This is a genomic window from Kribbella sp. (genome assembly GCF_035655035.1).
Classification (GTDB): Bacteria; Actinomycetota; Actinomycetes; order Propionibacteriales; family Kribbellaceae; genus Kribbella.
The window spans coordinates 1-17,288 of sequence record NZ_DASRVN010000729.1 but is presented as its reverse complement, the minus strand read 5'-3'; the positions used below and the strand labels follow the sequence as shown (position 1 = coordinate 17,288).

16 protein-coding genes are annotated in these 17,288 nt (G+C 67.9%); 5 read left to right on the top strand and 11 right to left on the bottom strand.

From position 1 onward, the window contains the following. Positions 1-227 (top strand): hypothetical protein (locus VFF46_RS37625; protein ID WP_325042045.1); only part of this gene is annotated, 227 nt, incomplete at its 5' end. Here VFF46_RS37625 and VFF46_RS37620 read toward each other — a convergent pair. Genes VFF46_RS37620 through VFF46_RS37590 form a run of 7 tightly spaced genes read right to left on the bottom strand, consistent with a single transcriptional unit; the run spans position 224 to position 9,344 of the window. Next, positions 224-1,210, bottom strand: coding sequence for an aminoglycoside phosphotransferase family protein (locus VFF46_RS37620; protein WP_325042044.1), 987 nt, complete (start codon positions 1,208-1,210; stop codon positions 224-226). The two genes, VFF46_RS37625 and VFF46_RS37620, sit on opposite strands and share 4 nt — an antisense overlap. 13 nt (positions 1,211-1,223) lie before the next feature. Then, complete coding sequence (gene aceB / locus VFF46_RS37615) at positions 1,224-2,789, bottom strand: malate synthase A (protein ID WP_325042043.1); 1,566 nt, start codon at positions 2,787-2,789, stop codon at positions 1,224-1,226. 10 nt (positions 2,790-2,799) lie between these two features. Beyond that, positions 2,800-4,821, bottom strand: a complete 2,022-nt coding sequence (locus VFF46_RS37610; RefSeq protein WP_325042042.1) for an alpha-amylase family protein — start codon at positions 4,819-4,821, stop codon at positions 2,800-2,802. Continuing rightward, positions 4,818-6,272: a hypothetical protein gene (locus VFF46_RS37605; RefSeq protein WP_325042041.1), complete on the bottom strand. Its 1,455-nt coding sequence runs from the start codon at positions 6,270-6,272 to the stop codon at positions 4,818-4,820. Before VFF46_RS37605 ends, VFF46_RS37610 begins: the two co-directional genes overlap by 4 nt. A gap of 5 nt (positions 6,273-6,277) precedes the next feature. Continuing rightward, a complete protein-coding gene (locus tag VFF46_RS37600; protein WP_325042040.1) occupies positions 6,278-7,093 on the bottom strand; it encodes a carbohydrate ABC transporter permease in 816 nt (271 codons plus the stop codon). Beyond that, positions 7,090-8,025: a sugar ABC transporter permease gene (locus tag VFF46_RS37595; protein ID WP_325042039.1), complete on the bottom strand. Its 936-nt coding sequence runs from the start codon at positions 8,023-8,025 to the stop codon at positions 7,090-7,092. The genes VFF46_RS37600 and VFF46_RS37595 overlap by 4 nt, the downstream gene beginning before the upstream one ends. Before the next feature lie 5 nt (positions 8,026-8,030). Beyond that, positions 8,031-9,344: a sugar ABC transporter substrate-binding protein gene (locus VFF46_RS37590; protein WP_325042038.1), complete on the bottom strand. Its 1,314-nt coding sequence runs from the start codon at positions 9,342-9,344 to the stop codon at positions 8,031-8,033. A gap of 148 nt (positions 9,345-9,492) precedes the next feature. Here VFF46_RS37590 and VFF46_RS37585 point away from each other — a divergent pair, with 148 nt between their 5' ends. Continuing rightward, on the top strand, positions 9,493-10,497 hold the full coding sequence (locus VFF46_RS37585; RefSeq protein WP_325042037.1) for a LacI family DNA-binding transcriptional regulator: 1,005 nt from the start codon (positions 9,493-9,495) through the stop codon (positions 10,495-10,497). Positions 10,498-10,552: 55 nt separating this feature from the next. On the opposite strand, the gene VFF46_RS37580 is transcribed toward VFF46_RS37585, so the two are convergent. After that, complete coding sequence (locus VFF46_RS37580) at positions 10,553-10,768, bottom strand: hypothetical protein (RefSeq protein ID WP_325042036.1); 216 nt, start codon at positions 10,766-10,768, stop codon at positions 10,553-10,555. A gap of 79 nt (positions 10,769-10,847) precedes the next feature. Here VFF46_RS37580 and VFF46_RS37575 point away from each other — a divergent pair, with 79 nt between their 5' ends. Then, positions 10,848-11,441: a TetR/AcrR family transcriptional regulator gene (locus VFF46_RS37575; protein WP_325042035.1), complete on the top strand. Its 594-nt coding sequence runs from the start codon at positions 10,848-10,850 to the stop codon at positions 11,439-11,441. On the opposite strand, the gene VFF46_RS37570 is transcribed toward VFF46_RS37575, so the two are convergent. Together VFF46_RS37570 and VFF46_RS37565 are read right to left on the bottom strand one after the other, a co-directional pair. Further along, entirely contained in the window at positions 11,424-12,281 is an 858-nt protein-coding gene (locus VFF46_RS37570) for an LLM class F420-dependent oxidoreductase (RefSeq protein ID WP_325042034.1), read from the bottom strand. The genes VFF46_RS37575 and VFF46_RS37570 overlap by 18 nt on opposite strands. After that, positions 12,278-12,835: a TetR/AcrR family transcriptional regulator gene (locus VFF46_RS37565; RefSeq protein ID WP_325042033.1), complete on the bottom strand. Its 558-nt coding sequence runs from the start codon at positions 12,833-12,835 to the stop codon at positions 12,278-12,280. The genes VFF46_RS37570 and VFF46_RS37565 overlap by 4 nt, the downstream gene beginning before the upstream one ends. A gap of 87 nt (positions 12,836-12,922) precedes the next feature. Between VFF46_RS37565 and VFF46_RS37560 the strand changes: the two genes are divergently transcribed. Both VFF46_RS37560 and VFF46_RS37555 read left to right on the top strand, forming a co-directional pair. After that, positions 12,923-13,420 carry a SigE family RNA polymerase sigma factor gene (locus tag VFF46_RS37560; protein ID WP_325042032.1) on the top strand — a complete coding sequence of 166 codons (498 nt, stop codon included), beginning with the start codon at positions 12,923-12,925 and terminating at the stop codon, positions 13,418-13,420. Beyond that, positions 13,417-14,076: a hypothetical protein gene (locus VFF46_RS37555; protein ID WP_325042031.1), complete on the top strand. Its 660-nt coding sequence runs from the start codon at positions 13,417-13,419 to the stop codon at positions 14,074-14,076. The genes VFF46_RS37560 and VFF46_RS37555 overlap by 4 nt, the downstream gene beginning before the upstream one ends. A 59-nt stretch (positions 14,077-14,135) precedes the next feature. Here the strand turns inward: VFF46_RS37555 and VFF46_RS37550 are convergent, their stop codons facing one another. After that, a complete protein-coding gene (locus VFF46_RS37550) occupies positions 14,136-16,997 on the bottom strand; it encodes a S8 family serine peptidase (RefSeq protein ID WP_325042030.1) in 2,862 nt (953 codons plus the stop codon). Between the last annotated feature and the right edge of the window lie 291 nt (positions 16,998-17,288).

Below are 17,288 nucleotides of genomic sequence, written 5' to 3'. Positions count from 1 at the left end.
CGGCATCATCTCCGGCTGGCACCACCACGACAAGAACGAGAGCAGCCTGTACATCGTGTCCGGGGTCCTCCGGCTGGAGTTCGACGGCTCCGACGAGTACCTGGACGCGGTGGCCGGCGACTTCGTGCACGTACCGGCGTTGCAACCCGGGCGCCGAGCCGTCGCTGGCGATCATCGCGCGGGCCGGCGGCGGGATCCCGACCGTGAACGTCGACCCGCCGCGCTAACCGGCACCGATCCCGGACGCGAGCCGGCGCAGTTCGCCGATCCGCCCCGGCAGCTCCCGCAGGCTGTTGCCGATGGCGATCTCGATCGCCGCCCGGTCTCCCATCCACCGGGCGGCCTGCGTCTCGCCGAGGGCGACCTGAAGATGCTCGCCGAGGACCTGCAGCTGATTCCTGACCACGCTGAGGAAGAGGTCCTGACCTGCCCAACCGAGTTCGCCCCCGGAGTCGCCGTACGCGGCTAGAATGCGCGCGACCCGATCCCGATCGCCGGCGCCGAAGATGTAGGCGACCCGAGCCGCCTCCAGCGCCGCGCTGTCGGTGCGGACGCTGTCCCAGTCCACCAGGACCGGACCGGACGCCGAGCTGACGATGTTGTGCGGCTTGAAGTCGCCGTGCGTCGTCACCAGGTCGGGAACCGCCTCGCACAACGAGGCGACGCGTTCCGCGGCTTCGACCAGCTGCGAAAGGATCTCCCGGTAGAGCGCCGCCCAAGGATGGCCGACCGCCTTCGCCGACCAGGCCTCCCAGGTGGCAGGCGAGCGGACCGCGTCCCGCCACCACGGAGGCAACGCGCTGCGGCCGATCGGCCGCAGCCGGTGCACCTGCAGCATCGTCCGGCCGAGCCACACCGCGACGTCCGCGGCGGGCCCGTGCTCGACCCAGCGGTGGACCCGGAACAGCCGGTCTTCGATCCGGGCCAGCCACCCAAGGACCGGATCGATCGGCGGCACCGGCTCCGGCATGTCCACCCCGGCCTCGAGCGCCAACCGCTCGAACTCGATCGCCACCGCCAGCTGATCGGTCAGCTCCGCGCCGTTGAACTGGCCGCCCGTCGCCGGAAAGTACCCCTTCACGAAGTAACTGCCGGTCGTGGTCTCCAGCCGCCAGGCATCCGTATCTCCGCGCCGGTGATGGACCAACTCACCGTCGGGTGCGCCCAGGCCGAACGCGACCGCGACTTCCTGCGGTGAAGGCGTGTACACCGTCGAAGGTGGGTCAGCTGAAGCGTTCGTACGCCGGCAGCGTCAGGAAGTCGACGTACTCGTCGGCCAGCGCGACCTCCAGGAACAGCGAGCGGGCGGCGGTGTACCGGGCCGGGTCGCCGAGCTTGGCGATCTCCTCGTCGGCGATCCGCTCGACCAGCTCGGTACTGACGGTGTCGCCGGTGTCCAGCGTGACCTGGTTGCGGCGCCACTGCCAGATCTGGGACCGCGAGATCTCGGCGGTGGCCGCGTCCTCCATCAGGTTGAAGATGCCGACCGCGCCGGTGCCGTCCAGCCAGACGGCCAGGTACTGCAGCGCGACGCTGACGTTGTTCCGCAGGCCGGCCTCGGTCACCTCGCCGGGCGTGGACGCGACGTCGAGCAGTTGCTCGGCGGTCACCGTCACGTCCTCGCGGAGCTTGTCGATCTGGTTCGGGCGGTCACCGAGGACCGAGTCGAAGACCTTCCGGCAGGTCTCGACCATCCCCGGGTGCGCGACCCACGAGCCGTCGAAGCCGTCGCCGGCCTCGCGGGTCTTGTCGGCCTGCACCTTCGCGAAGGCCTGCTCGTTCACCGCCGGGTCCTTGCTCGGGATGAACGCCGCCATGCCGCCGATCGCGTGCGCGCCGCGCTTGTGGCAGGTCCGCACCAGCAGCTCGGTGTACGCGCGCATGAACGGCACGGTCATCGTCACGCTGTTGCGGTCCGGCAGCTGGAACGCCGTACCGCTGGTGCGGTGGGTCTTGATCACGCTGAACATGTAGTCCCAGCGGCCCGCGTTCAGGCCGGCCGAGTGCTCGCGGAGCTCGTAGAGGATCTCCTCCATCTCGAACGCCGCCGGATAGGTCTCGATCAGTACCGTCGCCCGGATCGTGCCGCGCGGGATCCCGAGCGCCTCCTGCGCGGTGACGAACACGTCGTTCCACAGCCGCGCCTCGAGGTGCGACTCCATCTTCGGCAGGTAGAAGTACGGGCCCTGGCCGCGGTCGAGCTGCAGCTGCGCGCAGGCCGCGAAGTACAGCGCGAAGTCCACCAGCGAGCCGGACGTCTCCTCGCCGTCGACCAGGATGTGCTTCTCCGGCAGGTGCCAGCCGCGCGGCCGGACGACGATCGTCGCGAGCTCGTCGTCCGGCTTCAGCGCGTAGCTCTTGGTGCCGGTGCTGAAGTCGATCTTCCGGGTGATCGCGTCCAGCAGGTTCAGCTGGCCGCCGACGACGTTCTCCCAGGTCGGCGTGTTCGCGTCCTCCTGGTCGGCCAGCCAGACCTTGGCGCCCGAGTTCAGCGCGTTGATCGTCATCTTCCGGTCGGTCGGCCCGGTGATCTCGACCCGGCGGTCGACGATCCCCGGCGCCGGCGGCGCCACCCGCCACTGCGGGTCGTCGCGGATCTGCTGTGTTTCCGGGAGGAACCCCAGCTCCGTACCGGCCGCGATCGCGGCGATCCGCTCCGCGCGCTTCCCGAGCAGCTCGCGCCGGCGGGCGTCGTACGACCGGTGCAGCGTCTCGATCAGGCTGAGCGCCCGCTCGCTGAGAATCTCGTCGTACCGCTCGTGCAGCGGGCCGGTGACGTCGACTGACACTAGGGGCTCCTTAATCCAGAACTACGACTTCGTGATCCGTTATCCGGTATACCAACACCGTAATCCAGCCGTCCCGCTGCTGCACGTCCACCTCCTGGTGTGAGACGAGCAGCCGTGCCCGGGACGCGCTCACCCTGAGCGACACCGCGAACGGGCCGGCCGGCGTGAACTCCTCCAGACGCCCACGCCAGGCGCCGCCCTGGTCGAGGTTGACCAGGTGCAGGATGTGCCGGTCCCCCTGCCGGTACAGCTGGCAGTCCAGTACGCCGGGGCCGTCGACACGCAACGGGATACCGTCGTGGCGTACCAGATTCGCCAGCAGCCGGCCGTGGTCCGGATGATGGTGCTTCGCGTACAACCGGTCGAGGTCGGCCGCCAGGTACGCCGTCCGCTCGCCGAGCACCAGCGCCGGTACGTCGGTCCGCGGCTCCTCCATCCAGGACTTCTCCGGCGGGTAGATCGGGAACGGCGGGATCCAGGTCAGCGCCGGGTTCTCGGCCTCGACGACCTCCAACTGCCCACCGAACGGCAACACGTCGGTGTCACCGTCGAACACGGACCGGTCCTCGATGCGCAGGTAGCTGTGCGAGTCGTAGTTCTCCCAGTCGGTCACCGTGCCGTCCCCGAACCGCTTTCCCTGGTGCCGTACGCCGACCAGCTCACCGAGCGCCCAACGATCCCGGCGATCGCCCCACTCGTCGTAGAGCCCCGATTCCCCAGTCACGACAAGCCTGCCCTTGTAGGCCTGCAGCTGGTCGAGCTGCTCGTCCGTCAGCACGCCCACGTTCGGCACGACCAGGACCTCGAACCGCTCATCTACACGAGTAGTTGGCAGGTACGGGATCCGCGCTCTGACCAGCGCATCGACCCACCCCCGGTAGGGCAGCTGGCTGACTTCCACCGGATCGTCCTTCCCGTGGAAGTCCACACTGCGCTGGCTCCACAGCAGTCCGACCGTGGCGACCGGCTCCCGATCGATCAGGTACTCCTCGTGCGCCGCGTGCCACTCGAACAGCGGCTGCGCCGTCGCGTACTGCCGCCGGTCCTCGTGCACCGACCCGATGTGATGCCACCACGGCTGGATGCCGCCGGCCCACCCCTCGATCGCCCACAGCCGCGCCTCCGGCTCCGGCTTGCTCCCGAGCCGGAACGTGGGCGTCCCCGCGTCGTACATCGCCGTACTCTCCGGAATCAGGGCGTCCCAGCCCAGCAACCCGTGTAGCCGTTTCCCGGAATCCGCGTTCGCCTGGAACCCCGACTCGTCGTGCCGCCACTGCGAGTCCAGCATGAAGATCCGGGCCCGCTCGCAGATCTCCACGTCGTCCCGCAACCGCTTGCTCTGGGCAACGACATCACCACCGTTCATCCCGATCCACAGACAGTCCGGCCCGCCCGCCTTGGTGGTCACCGCGTTGTTCAGGTCCCACACGTCGAGCCGCCGCTGGTAACTCCAGCGGATCCACTGCTTGTACGCCGAGTCCGCCCAGTCGACCGCCCGCGGCAGGTCCTGGCCGAAGCTGTCCCGGCAGTTCGGGCAGTAGCAGATCGAGTCCCGCCCGAGCCCGCTCCAGCTGTTGTCGGTCAGCCCGTCCGGCGCGGTCCGCTCGATGATCTCCTCGAGGATCCCGGTCAGGAACTCCTGGTAGTACGGGCCGGTCACGCAGGCGACGTACAACTCGCCGGCCCGGTAGGGGTTGCCGTCGGCATCGATCGCGAACCAGTCCGGGTGCGCGTCGTACAGCGGCTGGTGCGCCCGGTTCGAGTCCATCCGGGCCAGCACCGTGAGCCCGTCCTGCTTCGCCAGGTCGACGATCTCGCCGTACAGGTCACGGTCGCCGAGGTACTCCGCGCGGTGCTGCAGTTCGAACTTGCTCGGGTAGTACGCCACGATCCCGCCGGCGTTGACGATCACGCCCTGCACCTTGGTCCGCCGCCACTGCGCGCGCCACCAGTCGGCGTCGTACCGGGCCGGGTCCTTCTCGGTGAGGTTCGTCTGTGCCCAGCGCAAGGTCCTGCGATACCAGGGCTTCACGCGATTCCTCGTACCGCGTCACCGGCACCGGAAAGGTTGTCCAGCAGCATTTCCGAGTATTTCCGGCTCAGTACGACGCCCTCGGCGCCGCCGGCGAATGCCGCCAGCGTGGCGTCCCGTACCGACTCCCGCGTGCACCGGGTCAGCTCGCCCTCGTTGTCGTCCCAGTTGATCTTGGTCCCGAGGTCCCGCGGCGACTCCAGCCCGCGCTGCTTCGCGACACCGACCGGGATGTCGATGTCGATGCCCGGGTAGATCCTGCTCTGCCCGCCGACGCCCGCGACGGCGCGCGCGGTCTCTCGCCGTACGTACTCCGCACTGAACCCGCTCTGCGGAAGCTTCTCGTAGTCGCCCTCGTCGAGCTGCAGCAGCTTCATCATCAACGGGTACACGTCCTCCGGCTCGGCGTCGGCGAACAGTGCGCCGCAGATGCTCTTCACCCAGGTGAAGAACCGCGGCCCGGCGCAGTTGTTGTAGATCACGACCTTGATGAAGTCCGAGAACTTCGCCATCTCGGCGTAGTCCTGGTCGGCGCGATAGAACGGGCTGAACGAGATGTTGTGGTAGACGTGCCAGCCGACCTGGACCTCGGGGGAAATCGCTTTCGTGACGCCGTAGATGTCCCGGTACAGCTGCCGCTGGCTCTCGGTCCACAGCGTCTGCCACGCGAGTACTTCGGGGAAGTTCAGCAGGATCCGCCAGAACGTCACGAACGCGCCGTCCACGGGCCGCTCACCGGCGCCGATCCGCTGGTTCCAGTCGATGAGCTCGCGGTAACCCTGCATCGCCCGGTTCACGTCGATCCCGCGCTCGCGGGCGAACGCGCGGCAGTGCGGGCAGAAGCAACCGATCTCGGCAACGTCGACCGTGCCTTGCATCAGCATGTTCAGCGGGCCGGGACGCTCCGAGCACCAGGCGAGACCGTCCAGCTCGTAGCTCTGCAGGTAGTCCTCGACGAACCCGAGATGCCAGTTCCGGTAGTCGGGGTTGTTGAAGCACGGCCGTCGCCCTGGCCGGCCCCAGGCGTCCACCTCGAGTACCTTCGCGAAGTTCGGGTAGGTCCGCAGCTGGCGCGCGCCGCCGCTCTCCTCCATCCACGCGAACGACTGCATACCCCGCTCGCGCGCCTTCGGGATCACGTCGCCCAGCAAGTCGAATTCCGGATTTTCCGGCGCGTTTCCGGCCGCGCCGAGCACCGTGTTTCCGTAGTACTCCGGGTGCGGCGTGGCGTAGTTCCCGCCGACCCACCCGAGGTCGTATTCCTGGCCGCCGTGGTCCGGGATCGGGTGCCCCGGGATCTGCCGGCCGCCGGTCCCCCGGGTCCAGGTCGGCGTGGCCAGGAACAGCGCGTTCACCGCGCCGCGTTCGGCCAGGATGTCGAGCGTCCGGTCGACGCCTTCGTCGACGAACGAGATGGCTCCGATCTGCATGGCAACGACCCGATCGGGCACGATGCTCACCCCTTCATTCCTGTCATCGTGATGCCTTGGATGAAATAGCGCTGAGCGAAAAGGAAGACAGCGATGACCGGTACGACGGAGATCGTCGCGCCTGCCATCAGCAGACTGATCTTGGTGAAGTACTCGCCCTGGAACTGGGCCAGTGCCACCGGCAGGGTCTGCAGGTTCTCGGACGTGATGTAGATCAACGGACCGAACAGGTCGTTCCACGATTCGAGGAAGGTGAAGACCCCGATCGCGGCGAGCGCCGGTTTGGTCTGCGGCAGCATGATCCGCCAATAGATCCCGAACGTGGACGCACCGTCGATCTTGCCGGCGTCCTCGAGCTCGCCCGGAATGGTCAGGAACGACTGCCGCATGAGGAAGGTCGCGAACACCGGCGTGAGCACCTTCGGCACCCACAGCGGGTACTGCGTGTCCACCCAGCCGATGTGCTGGAAGACGATGTACTGCGGGATCAGGTACGCGATGCCCGGGATGATCGACGTGGCGAGCAGCACCATGAACGCGATGTCCCGGCCGGCGAACTTCAACCGGGCAAAGGCGTAGCCGGCCATCGAGGCGACGATCAGAATGCCGATCACGTTCAGCCCGGCGAGTTTCACGCTGTTCCACAGGAACACCGGGATCAGCTGGAACACGTCGCCGTAGTTGCTCCACTGAGTGTCCGTGGGCAGGAATTTCGGCGGCGAACTGAGCACCTTCGCCTCGGGTCGCAGCGATGCGCTGATCATCCAGACCAGCGGCGCCAGGAAGGCCACCGCGAACAACGACATCACGACGTACTGCGAAGTCTTTCCGACGATTCTCATGAATAGAACACCCACCTCTTCTGCAGCTTCCACTGCAGGAAGGTGACGGCCGCGATCACCACGAACAGGATCCACGCCATCGCCGAGGCGTAGCCGACCTTCCCGTAGCTGAACGCGTTCTGATAGATGTTGTAGATGTAGACGCTGGTGGCGTGGCCGGGTCCGCCCTTGGTCATCACGTAGATCAGGCCGAACACCTGGAACGACGAGATGAACTGCGTGATCAGCAGGAACAGGAAGTGCGGGGTGAGCAGCGGCAACGTGATGAACCGGAACCGTTGCCAGTTGCCCGCACCGTCGATCTTCGCCGACTCGTAGAACTCGTTCGGCAATCCTTGCAGCCCCGCGAGCAGGATGATCATCGGGTAGCCGATGCCCTGCCAGACACTGACCATGATCACCGCCGGCATCGCCCAGCTCGAGCTCGACAGCCATTGCGGGCCGTGGATCCCGAGCTGCCCGAGCAACCCGTTGATCACGCCGTTGTCCGGCTGGAAGAACCAGAACCAGACGAACCCGATCGCCACCACGTTCGTGACGTACGGCGCGAAGTACGCGGTCCGGAAGAACGCGACGCCACGGATCGGCCGGGCACACAGCATCGCCAGCACCAGGCCGATGCCGATCGTCAGCGGAATGCTCGCGAGCGTGAAGTAGACCGTGTTCTTGAACGTCTGCAGGAACAACGGGTCGTCGGAGAACATCTCGGTGAAGTTCTTCAGCCCGACGAACCTCGGTGCCGAGATACCGTTCCAGTCAGTCAGCGAGGCGCCGACCGAGACCAGGATCGGGAAGAACTGGAACGCCACCACCCCGACCACGATCGGGCTGATGAACAGCCAGCCGGTGAGGTTCTGCCTGCGGCGGGCCCGGCGTACGTCGGCGGTGTTGACGGCGCCAGAAGTGTCGCGCGTCATCGTGATGGTTGCCATCGACATCAACCCTTCAAGGCGTTCTCCACCTGTGATTTGACGCCTTGGAGAACGTCGGCGACCGGTTTCTCGCAGTTGTAGGCCGTGTCCAGCGCGGGCCGGTACAGCTCGCGGGCGCCGATCGTGTTCTTGGTCTGGTTGGTCGCGGTCAGGTGCTTGGCCGCCTCGGCGAACAGACCGATGTGCGCGGGCGCCTTCCCGTTCGGGGCCAGGGCGGCCGCGGCCTTCAGGTTGATCGGCGTGAAGGCGCCGCCCTGGAGCAGGATCTTGCCGCCGTCCTCACTGGCCAGGTACTTCAGCAGGTTCCAGGCCGCGTCCGGGTTCTTCGCCTTTTTCGGGATGCAGAACACGATCACACTCGACTCGGTCTTCTGCTCCACGTCACCAGGCGGTGGAGCGACGTCCCAGGTGAAGTCCTTGATCGTCTGCCGCAGGTACGGCACGGTGCCGAAGGTCGCGAACATCATCGCGATCTTGCCCTGCGCGAACATCTGGTTCTGCACGTTGTTCTGCTGCAGCGCGGACCACGGCGGCTGCACCTTGTCCTTGCAGGTCAGGTCCGTCGCCCACTGCAGCGCCTCGGACTCCTTCTGGTCGGACAGCGTGAACTGGGTGCCGTCCTTGGAGAAGATGCCCGTCTGGCTGCCGTGGTTCACCGTGAACGTCTGCTCGTAACCGGTGTCCAGGTAGACGAGCGCGCCGTACTGCTGCTTCGCCGGGTTGGTCAGCTTCTTCGCTTTCGCCTCGAAGTCGGACCACGTCCAGCCCTCCGAAGACCAGGTGGTCGGCGGCAGCGGTACGCCGGCAGCTTTGAACAGGTCGACGTTGTAGAAGATCAGCCGCGGCTCGTACCCGAGCACCCACGCGGTGTGCGAGCCGTCCGGCTGCTTCGGGAAGTCGAACGTCTCCTTGGCGAACTGGGACGTGTCGAGCTTGTCCTTGTCGATGTACGGCTGCAGGTCGAGCAGCGCTCCCTGCTCGGAGAAGCCGCGGACGAAGTCGTCGTTGATCCGCATCACGTCCGGCGGGCTGCCGCCGGCGATCAGGGTGCGCATCTTGGTGTCGTACTCCTGGGTGACCGCGGGCTGGATCGTCACGTGCGTCCCGGACTGCTTCTCGAACGCCTGGATCGCCTGCTCCAGCGGGTTGCCCTTCACCTGCTCCCAGTTCAGGAAAGTCAGGCTGTTCTTGCTGCCACCGCTCGCGTTGCCGTTGCCACCACAGCCGGCCAGAAGCCCGGCGGCCGTGAGTCCCGCCGTGACTCCCCCTAGTCCGGCGAGGAACCTGCGGCGGTCCAGAGAGGGGATATGTGTCTGCACCGGAATCTCCCATCCACAGAGGGATGAATACGTATACACTCAGACATTGAATACGTATACACAGCTCGTTCGGCGCGGTCAACGGCTCAGGCGGACACTCTTGAGTAGGGTTCACATCCTGGAATCCGAGGACGAGGGGAGGCGGACGATGTCACGACCACCGACGAGCCGCGATCTGGCACGCCTGGCCGGGGTGTCGCAGGCGACCGTGTCGCGAGTGCTGACCAACAACCCGAAGGTGAACGCCGAGACCCGGGCACGGGTCCTGCAGGTGCTGAAGGACGCGAACTACACGCCGAACGCGCTGGCCCGGGCGATGAAGACCGGGCGGACCGACACCATCGGCGTGTTCATGACCCGGGTGACCAGCCCGTTCCACGCCGAGCTGCTGGACGAGATCGGCCGGGTGCTGAGCTCGATGGGCCAGCACATGATCCTGTGGAACATCGAGCACGACCCGGAAGAGGCGGTCGCCGAGGTGCTGCAGCAACGGCTCGTCGACGGCTTCCTGCTCACGTCCGCGACGTACGACTCGAAGATGCACACGATGGCGCTCGCCTCCGGGACGCCGACCGTACTGCTGCACCGCGGGATCGACGGGCTGGACTGCGACCAGGTCGTCGGCGACAACTACCAGGGCGCGTACGACGCCGGCCGGTACCTGGTCGACCACGGCCACACGGACATCGGCCTGGTGACGCTGACCCACACCGGGAACACGTCCCGCGACCGCGACCTCGGCTTCCGGGCGGCGCTCGCCGACGCCGGCGTGAAGATCAAGCCCGGCAACGTGGTCTCGGTGGACGTCCCGCACTCCGCCGGACACGCGGCCGCGATCAAGCTGCTCTCCCGGAAGAAGCCGCCGACGGCGATCTACACCGTCACGGACCTGCTCGCGTTCGGCGTCCTGGACGGTGCCAGGGCCTCCGGCGCCCGCGTCCCCGACGACGTCTGGGTGGTCGGCTTCGACAACACCGAGATGGCCGCCTGGGAAGCATTCGACCTGACCACGGTCGAACAGCCCGTCCACGGGATCGTCGAAACCGGCATCCAGCTCCTCCGCGACCGCATCACCGACCCGGACCGCCCAACCCAAACGGTCACCCTCCCCTGCCCCCTGGCCATCCGAGGCTCAACCGCCAACCGCCACTAGCCCACAACCTTCACGCTGATGACGGCTGCCGCGGTAGCGGTTGCTTGGTGGAGGTTCATTCGGAGGGTTCTTCGCGGCGGCGGGCGCCGGCCACGGCGCCGGCGGCCAGGCCGATTGCGACCAGGGCGAGGTCGGCGAGCAGTGCGCCGGTGAAGCCGCCGGGCACCCAGTTCATCAGGCCGCGGTTGTCGTGGTCGATCAGCAGGCGGATGGCGCCCTGCCCGCCGATCGCGAGCACGACCATCGCAGCCACCAGTACGCCGGTCCACATGAGGTACTCCCCTCCGAGATTTTGATGCGATCGCACCATAACACGTCTTGGTACGATCGCATCAAATGTGAGGAGTGCGGTGGCAAGCGACGAGAACAAGGCACGCCGGCGGCGCCAGATCGCCGAGGCGGTGTGGCAGCTGGCCGCGCGGGAGGGGCTGGAGGCCGTCACGCTGCGGCAGGTCGCCGACGAAGCCGGTGTCTCGATGCGCCTGGTGCAGTACTACTTCGGCAACCGCACGGCCCTCCTGCTGGCCGCCCTGGAGATCCTCAACGAAGAGGCCGAAGCGGCCGCCCAGCAACGCATCGAGGCCCTCGGCAACGACATACCCGCCCGCGAACTGGCTCGCGCCGTACTGATGGAACTGCTGCCACTCGACGAGGACCGGCGCCGGCGGTACGTCGTCCAGTCGGCGTACTTCGTCCGGTTCCTCACCGATCCACAGTTGCAGGAGGTGGCGCGCACCGCGGACCCCGCCCTGGAGTCACTGCTCGCCTCGATCCTGGAAGCGGACCCGTCGACCCGCTCCGACGACGCGTTTGCGGACGCCGAACTGCTGATCGCGTTCGCGTTCGGCCTGCAGGCGGAGATGCTGCTCGACCAACTCGAGGTACTCCACGCCCTACGGCTGCTCGACCGACTCCTCGATCGCGTCCTAGGTCAACCGCGGTAGGACGTCCCGCAGTACGCGGGCGTGCTCTCGCGGCCCGGTCAGGCCCAGGTTCATCGTGTTGACGCAGAGATGGGTGGCGCCGAGCTCGCGCCACCGGTCGACGTACGCGCGCCAATCCTGCTCGGGTACGGCGTTCAGCGACAGCCGCGCCTCGATGCCGATCGACTCCGGATCCCGGCCGGCCTCTTCGGCCGCGCGCCGGATCGTCGCGATCTGCTCGCGCGCATGCTCGTCCGGCTCGGACTGCGGCATCCAGCCGTCGCCGATCCGCCCGGTACGGCGCAGTACGGCATCCGCCCCGCCACCGAACCACACCGGGATCTGCCGTCCGGGCAGCGGATTCAGGCCGGCTTCGTCGACGTGATCGAACTTCCCGTCGTACGAGATCACCGGCTCGGCCCACAGCTTCCGCAACAGCTCCACCTGCTCGCTCAGCCGGGCGCCGCGCTTCTCGAACGGTACGCCGAGCGCGTCGTACTCGACCTGGTTCCACCCGATGCCGACACCGAGCCGCAGCCGGCCGCCGCTCAGTACGTCGACCTCGGCGGCCTGCTTCGCGACCAGCGCGGTCTGCCGTTGCGGGAGGACGAGTACGCCGGTCACCAGCTCGAGCGTCGTCGTGATCGCGGCCATGTAGCCGAACAGCACGAAAACCTCATGGAACAAGGACTTGTCGGTGTACCCGGTCCAGCCCGGCCGGTTCGCCGGGTCCGCGCCGAGCACGTGGTCGTACGCGAGCACGTGGCTGTACCCGGCCGCCTCCACCGTCGTCGTCCACTCGCGGACCACCGCCGGATCCGCCCCGATCTCGAGCTGCGGAAACACCGCACCGATCTTCATATCGCCTCCAGTAGATCGATCAATCCCTTGACGGCAAGGTCGAACGGTTCGCGCGAGCCGGCCGCGCGGGCGAGCACATAACCACCCTGCAGTACGGCCGCGATCGTCGCCGCGGTCCGCTCCGGATCGAGCGACTCCGGGTACTCACCGTCACGCTTGCCCTCAGCAACCACTTCGGCCAGTCGCCCGCGTAACCACTCGAACGTCTCCGCGACCGGTGCCCGCAGCCCCGGATCCGCCATCACGTCCGGGTCCGCCGTCAGCCTGCCGACCCGGCAGCCGCGGAGCACCTCGCGCTCCCGCCCGAGGTAGTCCCTGATCCGGGCAGTCGCCGTACCGCCGTCACCGAGCTGCTCGTCGGCCGCGGCCCTCAGCTCGGCCCCCGACCTCTCGATCGCGGCCTTCGCCAGCTCCGCCTTGCCCGTGAAGTGGTGGTACATGCTGCCCTGCCCGGCCTCCGCGGCACGCTGGATGGCCTTCGGCGAGGTCCCGACGTACCCCCGCTCCCACAACAACTCCTGAGCCGCCCGAACCAACCGCTCCACCGTCTCCACCCCCTCACTGTACTAACAAGTACAGGAACGCCGACTCAACGTTTCGGCCCTGCCGATCGTCCTGGGTGTGGAGAAGGGGTGGTGGCGATGGCCGGCTGGGAGCAGGACCTGCGGGAGTTGCTGGTGGCGCGGGGTGCCGCGTTGCGCGCGTACGCGTACCTGCTGACCGGCGACGCGACCACGGCGAGCGACCTGGTGCAGGACGCGCTGGTCCGGGTGCTGGGGCGGTTGCGGAGGGGTGGAGACGTCGACCAGCTCGAGGGGTACGTCCGGCGCTCGATGCTCAACCAGTACGTCGACGGGCACCGGCGTTTGCTGCGGTGGAACGCGACCCGGCATCTGCTCGTCGACCCGCCGGTGCACGAAGACGACAGGTTCGCCGTCGCGGACGAAGTACGGCGTGCACTCGGCACGCTGGCACCGAAACAGCGGGCATGTGTCGTCCTGCGGTACTACGAGGACCTCACCGTCCCCGAGATCGCCGACCAACTCGGGTGCGCCGAAGGAACCGTGAAGCGCCACCTGTCCGACGCGAAAGCGAAACTCGCCGGGCTGCTCGGCACGAGTGAGGAGACAGTGCGATGACCTCGAAGGATCTACGGGAGCTACTACGTACCGCAGCCGCTGAGGCGAGCGAGACGGTCGACCTTGCCGAGGACTCGGTCGTACGGCGCGTCCGCCGGCGTCGTACGCGGACCGCCCGGCTCGCAGCCGCCGGCGTCGCAGTGACCACAGCCGCGGTGGTGTCCGTAGTCGTCTGGGCACCCCGCCCCGGCGACGCCCCGGTCGCGACGCCGGCGACGGCCCCGGTGCCGTTCCCGACGGCCTGCGGTGCGGCTCTCACCGGTCAGCACCCGGCGGAGGCGCCGCTCGGGGTGACCATCGCCGAGCAACCGATCACTGGCGAAGGCGCGTACGGCCGGGTGACCGGCGTACTGACCAACCACTCCAGGAACGCCGTCGAGGGTTCCACCGCGAGTGCTGTGCGAGTGATCGTCGTCAAGAACGGCACTGTGGTCGGAACGACCGGGGCAATCGCCGCCAACGCGATCCACCTGAAACTGGCTGCCGGCGCCAGTGAGACGCTCGGCATTCCGGTCCCGCTCCAGCACTGCGGGACCACCCAGGCCCCACTCACGCCCGGCATCTACCAGCTCTACACGGAGTACTCCGTGGCCCTCACCCCGACCGCGGACTGGACCGTCCTCCGCAGCGGGCCTTGGACCGTCGAGCTGAAGTAGCACCGGTTGGGGAGGATCTCTGCCCGGATCGGGTGCAAGATCCTCCCCAGCCAGGGGTGTCAGCTGATGGTGACGATCTTGGTTGCGGAGTAGGCCGTGGCGTGGTCGGTGTCGGCGGGGAACCAGATGCGGTAGGCGATCTTGCCGCGGGTGGCCGGCCTGATGCCGAACGCGTACTTGCCGGAGGTGCTGAGTTTCACCGAGGCGATCGACTTCCAGACCTTGTTGCCGTACTGCTGGAGGTAGACCGGCTTGCCCGCGTGGGCCGGGGCGACGTAGCCGCTGATCGCGGTGCTCTTGCCGAGCTTGATCGCGGTCGGGGAGAGCACCGCGGAGATCGTCGGCGCCACCTGGACGGTGATGTCGGCGGTCCGGGTGCCCATCAGGTCGGCGTTGCCGGGGAACGTCAGCATGTAGACCGACGACACGGCCGGCTTGGTGACCACGGCCAGCGTTCCGGTCGAGGTCGTCTTCAGCGCCGCGAGCAGCGTGAACTTCGAGGACGTCTTCGGACGGACGTACACGTTCACCGGCAGCCCGGCGTACGCCTTGTTGTCGATCCGCAGGGTGCTGCCCTTGATCGTGATCGAGCCGCCGTAGTTGACCAGCGTCGACGTGGTCGCGATCCCGGACTTCATCCCGAGCAGCTGCTTCACCGCGATCGGGCTGTAGTGCCCGGTCCGGTCGAGCACCCAGGCGCCGTACGTGTACGTCGTGTTCTGCGCGAGCCCGGTGTTCTTCACCGAGGTACCCGTGCCCGCATACACCAGGGTCCCGGTCGTCGGCGTCGGCGCCTTGCTCCCGACGTTCCGCCGTACGATCACCTGGTCGAGGTCCGGCGTCGGCGGAATCGTCCACGCCAGGTTGGCCGCCAGGTAGGCGCCGCTGCCGGTGAACGTGGTCAGCTTCTGCGGAGTCAGGTCAACCGTCGAGAACACGCTGCTCCACCCGGAGTCCCGCGTGTTGGCGGCGAACGCCCCGAGCGTGACCGTGATCCGGTACGGCGTGGCCTCGACGAGCGGCGCGTTCGGCGTGATGGTCGCCCTCCGGGTGGTGGCGTCGTACGCGACCGTGCCCGGCACCACGGCGCCGGTCTTCCCGTTCTGCAGGAACACCGTGTCCGAGGTGATCAGGGCCGGATCCATGTCAGCGGCGAAGGTGACGGTCGGTGTGCTGGTCAGCGGTGCACCGACACCGAGATCGGCCGGGCTCACGTCCCGGACCGGGTAGGTGTACTGCACGCCGGAGGAACGGCCCGTGGCTTCGCTGACGGTCAGCGTGTACGGCCGGGTGTCGCGCGAACCGTTGTCGTTGCGGACGGCAATGTACGTGTCACCTGCTTGGACGGCGGCGCCGACGCTCACCGTGAGCGGCCCCCAGATCGGAAGCCCGGTTTTCGGGTCGAAGTCCGGGTAGGCCTTCACGTCACCAGCGACCGCGGTGAGGTTGGAGTCGACGACGAGGAGCCGCGGACCGATGTTCGTCAGGTACTTGTCCTCGTTGAACTCGGGGCCGGTCACGCTGAACGTGAGGTTGCGGGCCGCGTCCGAGGACACCTTGTACCAGTCGGTCTCGCCTTCGGTGTTGATCGTGCCGCTGACCGTTCCGAGCGAGATCGGGGTGGCGCGGGCCGGCTGGTCGTTGCCGTCGGGGGCGGCGACCGGGAAGTCGGGCGCCCACTTGCCGCCGAGGGCGGCGTACGCGTCGACGATGCCGTGGCCGTAGTACGGGTCGATGCCGCGCGGGCCGGCGTCGCGGGCGAGGTTCTCGACCCGCTGCGCGACCTGGGCGGGGGTGAACGCCGGCCACTTGTTCTTCACCAGCGCCGCGATGCCCGCGACGATCGGCGCGGAGCAGGACGTGCCGGTGCAGTACCAGTACGGCTCGTACCCGGGCGGCGTCAGCGCCCGCGAACCGGTGGACAGGATGTCCACGCCCGGCGCGGCGACGTCCACCCAGTCGCCGTACGAGCTGAAGTCGGTGAGGGTGCCGCTCGCGTCGGTCGCGGCCACCGAGATCACCTCGGGGTAGGAGGCCGGGTACTGCACGGTGCCGTCCCCGTCGTTGCCGGCGGCCGCGACGATCGTCACGCCGTTGGCGTACGCGCGGGCGACCGCGTCGTGCAGGACCGGGTTGTCATCGGGGCCGCCGAGGGACATGTTGATCACCTTGGCGCCGTGCGCGGCCGCCCAGTCGATGCCCTTGGCGATGGTGGCGTCGTACCCGGAGCCGGTGGAGTCGAGGACCTTGACCGGCATCGCCTTCACGTTCCAGCCGACGCCCGCGACGCCGATGGCGTTGTTCGCGGCGGCGGCGATGATGCCGAGCGTCATGGTGCCGTGGCCGTGGTCGTCGACCGGGTTCGGCCGGGTGCTGGAGACGGCGTTGTAGCCGGGGACCAGGTGGCCGACGAGGTCCGGGTGGCCGGCGTCCACGCCGGTGTCGAGGACCGCGACGATCTGGCTGCCGGTCGACTTCGACAGGTCCCACGCCTGCGGGACGCGGACCGTGTTCAGGTACGCCTTCTGGTCGGACGCGTAGTACTCGTCGTTCGGGACGGCCGAGATGTGGCGCTTGTAGTTCAGCGAGGCCAGCTCGACGGTCGGGTCGGCCTTGACCTTCTTCAGCAGCTCCGGCGCCGGCAGGTCGCTGGTCAGTTCCACGGCGTTCGAGGACACCGAGTCGTCGGTCTTCGCGCCGTACCGCGAGACCGCGGCCCGGCGGTTCGCGGCCGTCGCCTTCGGCTTGAACTTCACCATCACGGAGTGCGCGTCGTACTCCGCCTTCTGCTTCCCCGCCGCGAACGGCGGCCGGTACAGGCGCGGCTCGGCCGCCGAACCGCTCGACCCGGTGACGACGACCACGCCACCCGCGATCATCGCCGCGGGCACCACCAGCCGCAGCAAACGCTTACTGAACACCACAAACCCCCAAGGGCCTCGACAGGGCGGGAAAGACCACATACGGTCTGGTCCTAAATCGCTGAGAGCCCGCTCGGCGTTACAAACTCTCCGAAACTGAGCTGACCGCGCGCGCTCAGGCTGGCTCGGCCGATGAAGGACCCGCCCGTACCGACCCTCACCCCAGGTGGCGGGCGGCAGCTCGCGCTGTCGAGTCGTGCAGGTTGGCTCGGATTCGGGACCTCGATCCACGACTCGACGTCGCCCCAGGTGGTGGGGAGTGGTTCGGGTTGTCGAGTCGTGGGGGTTGGT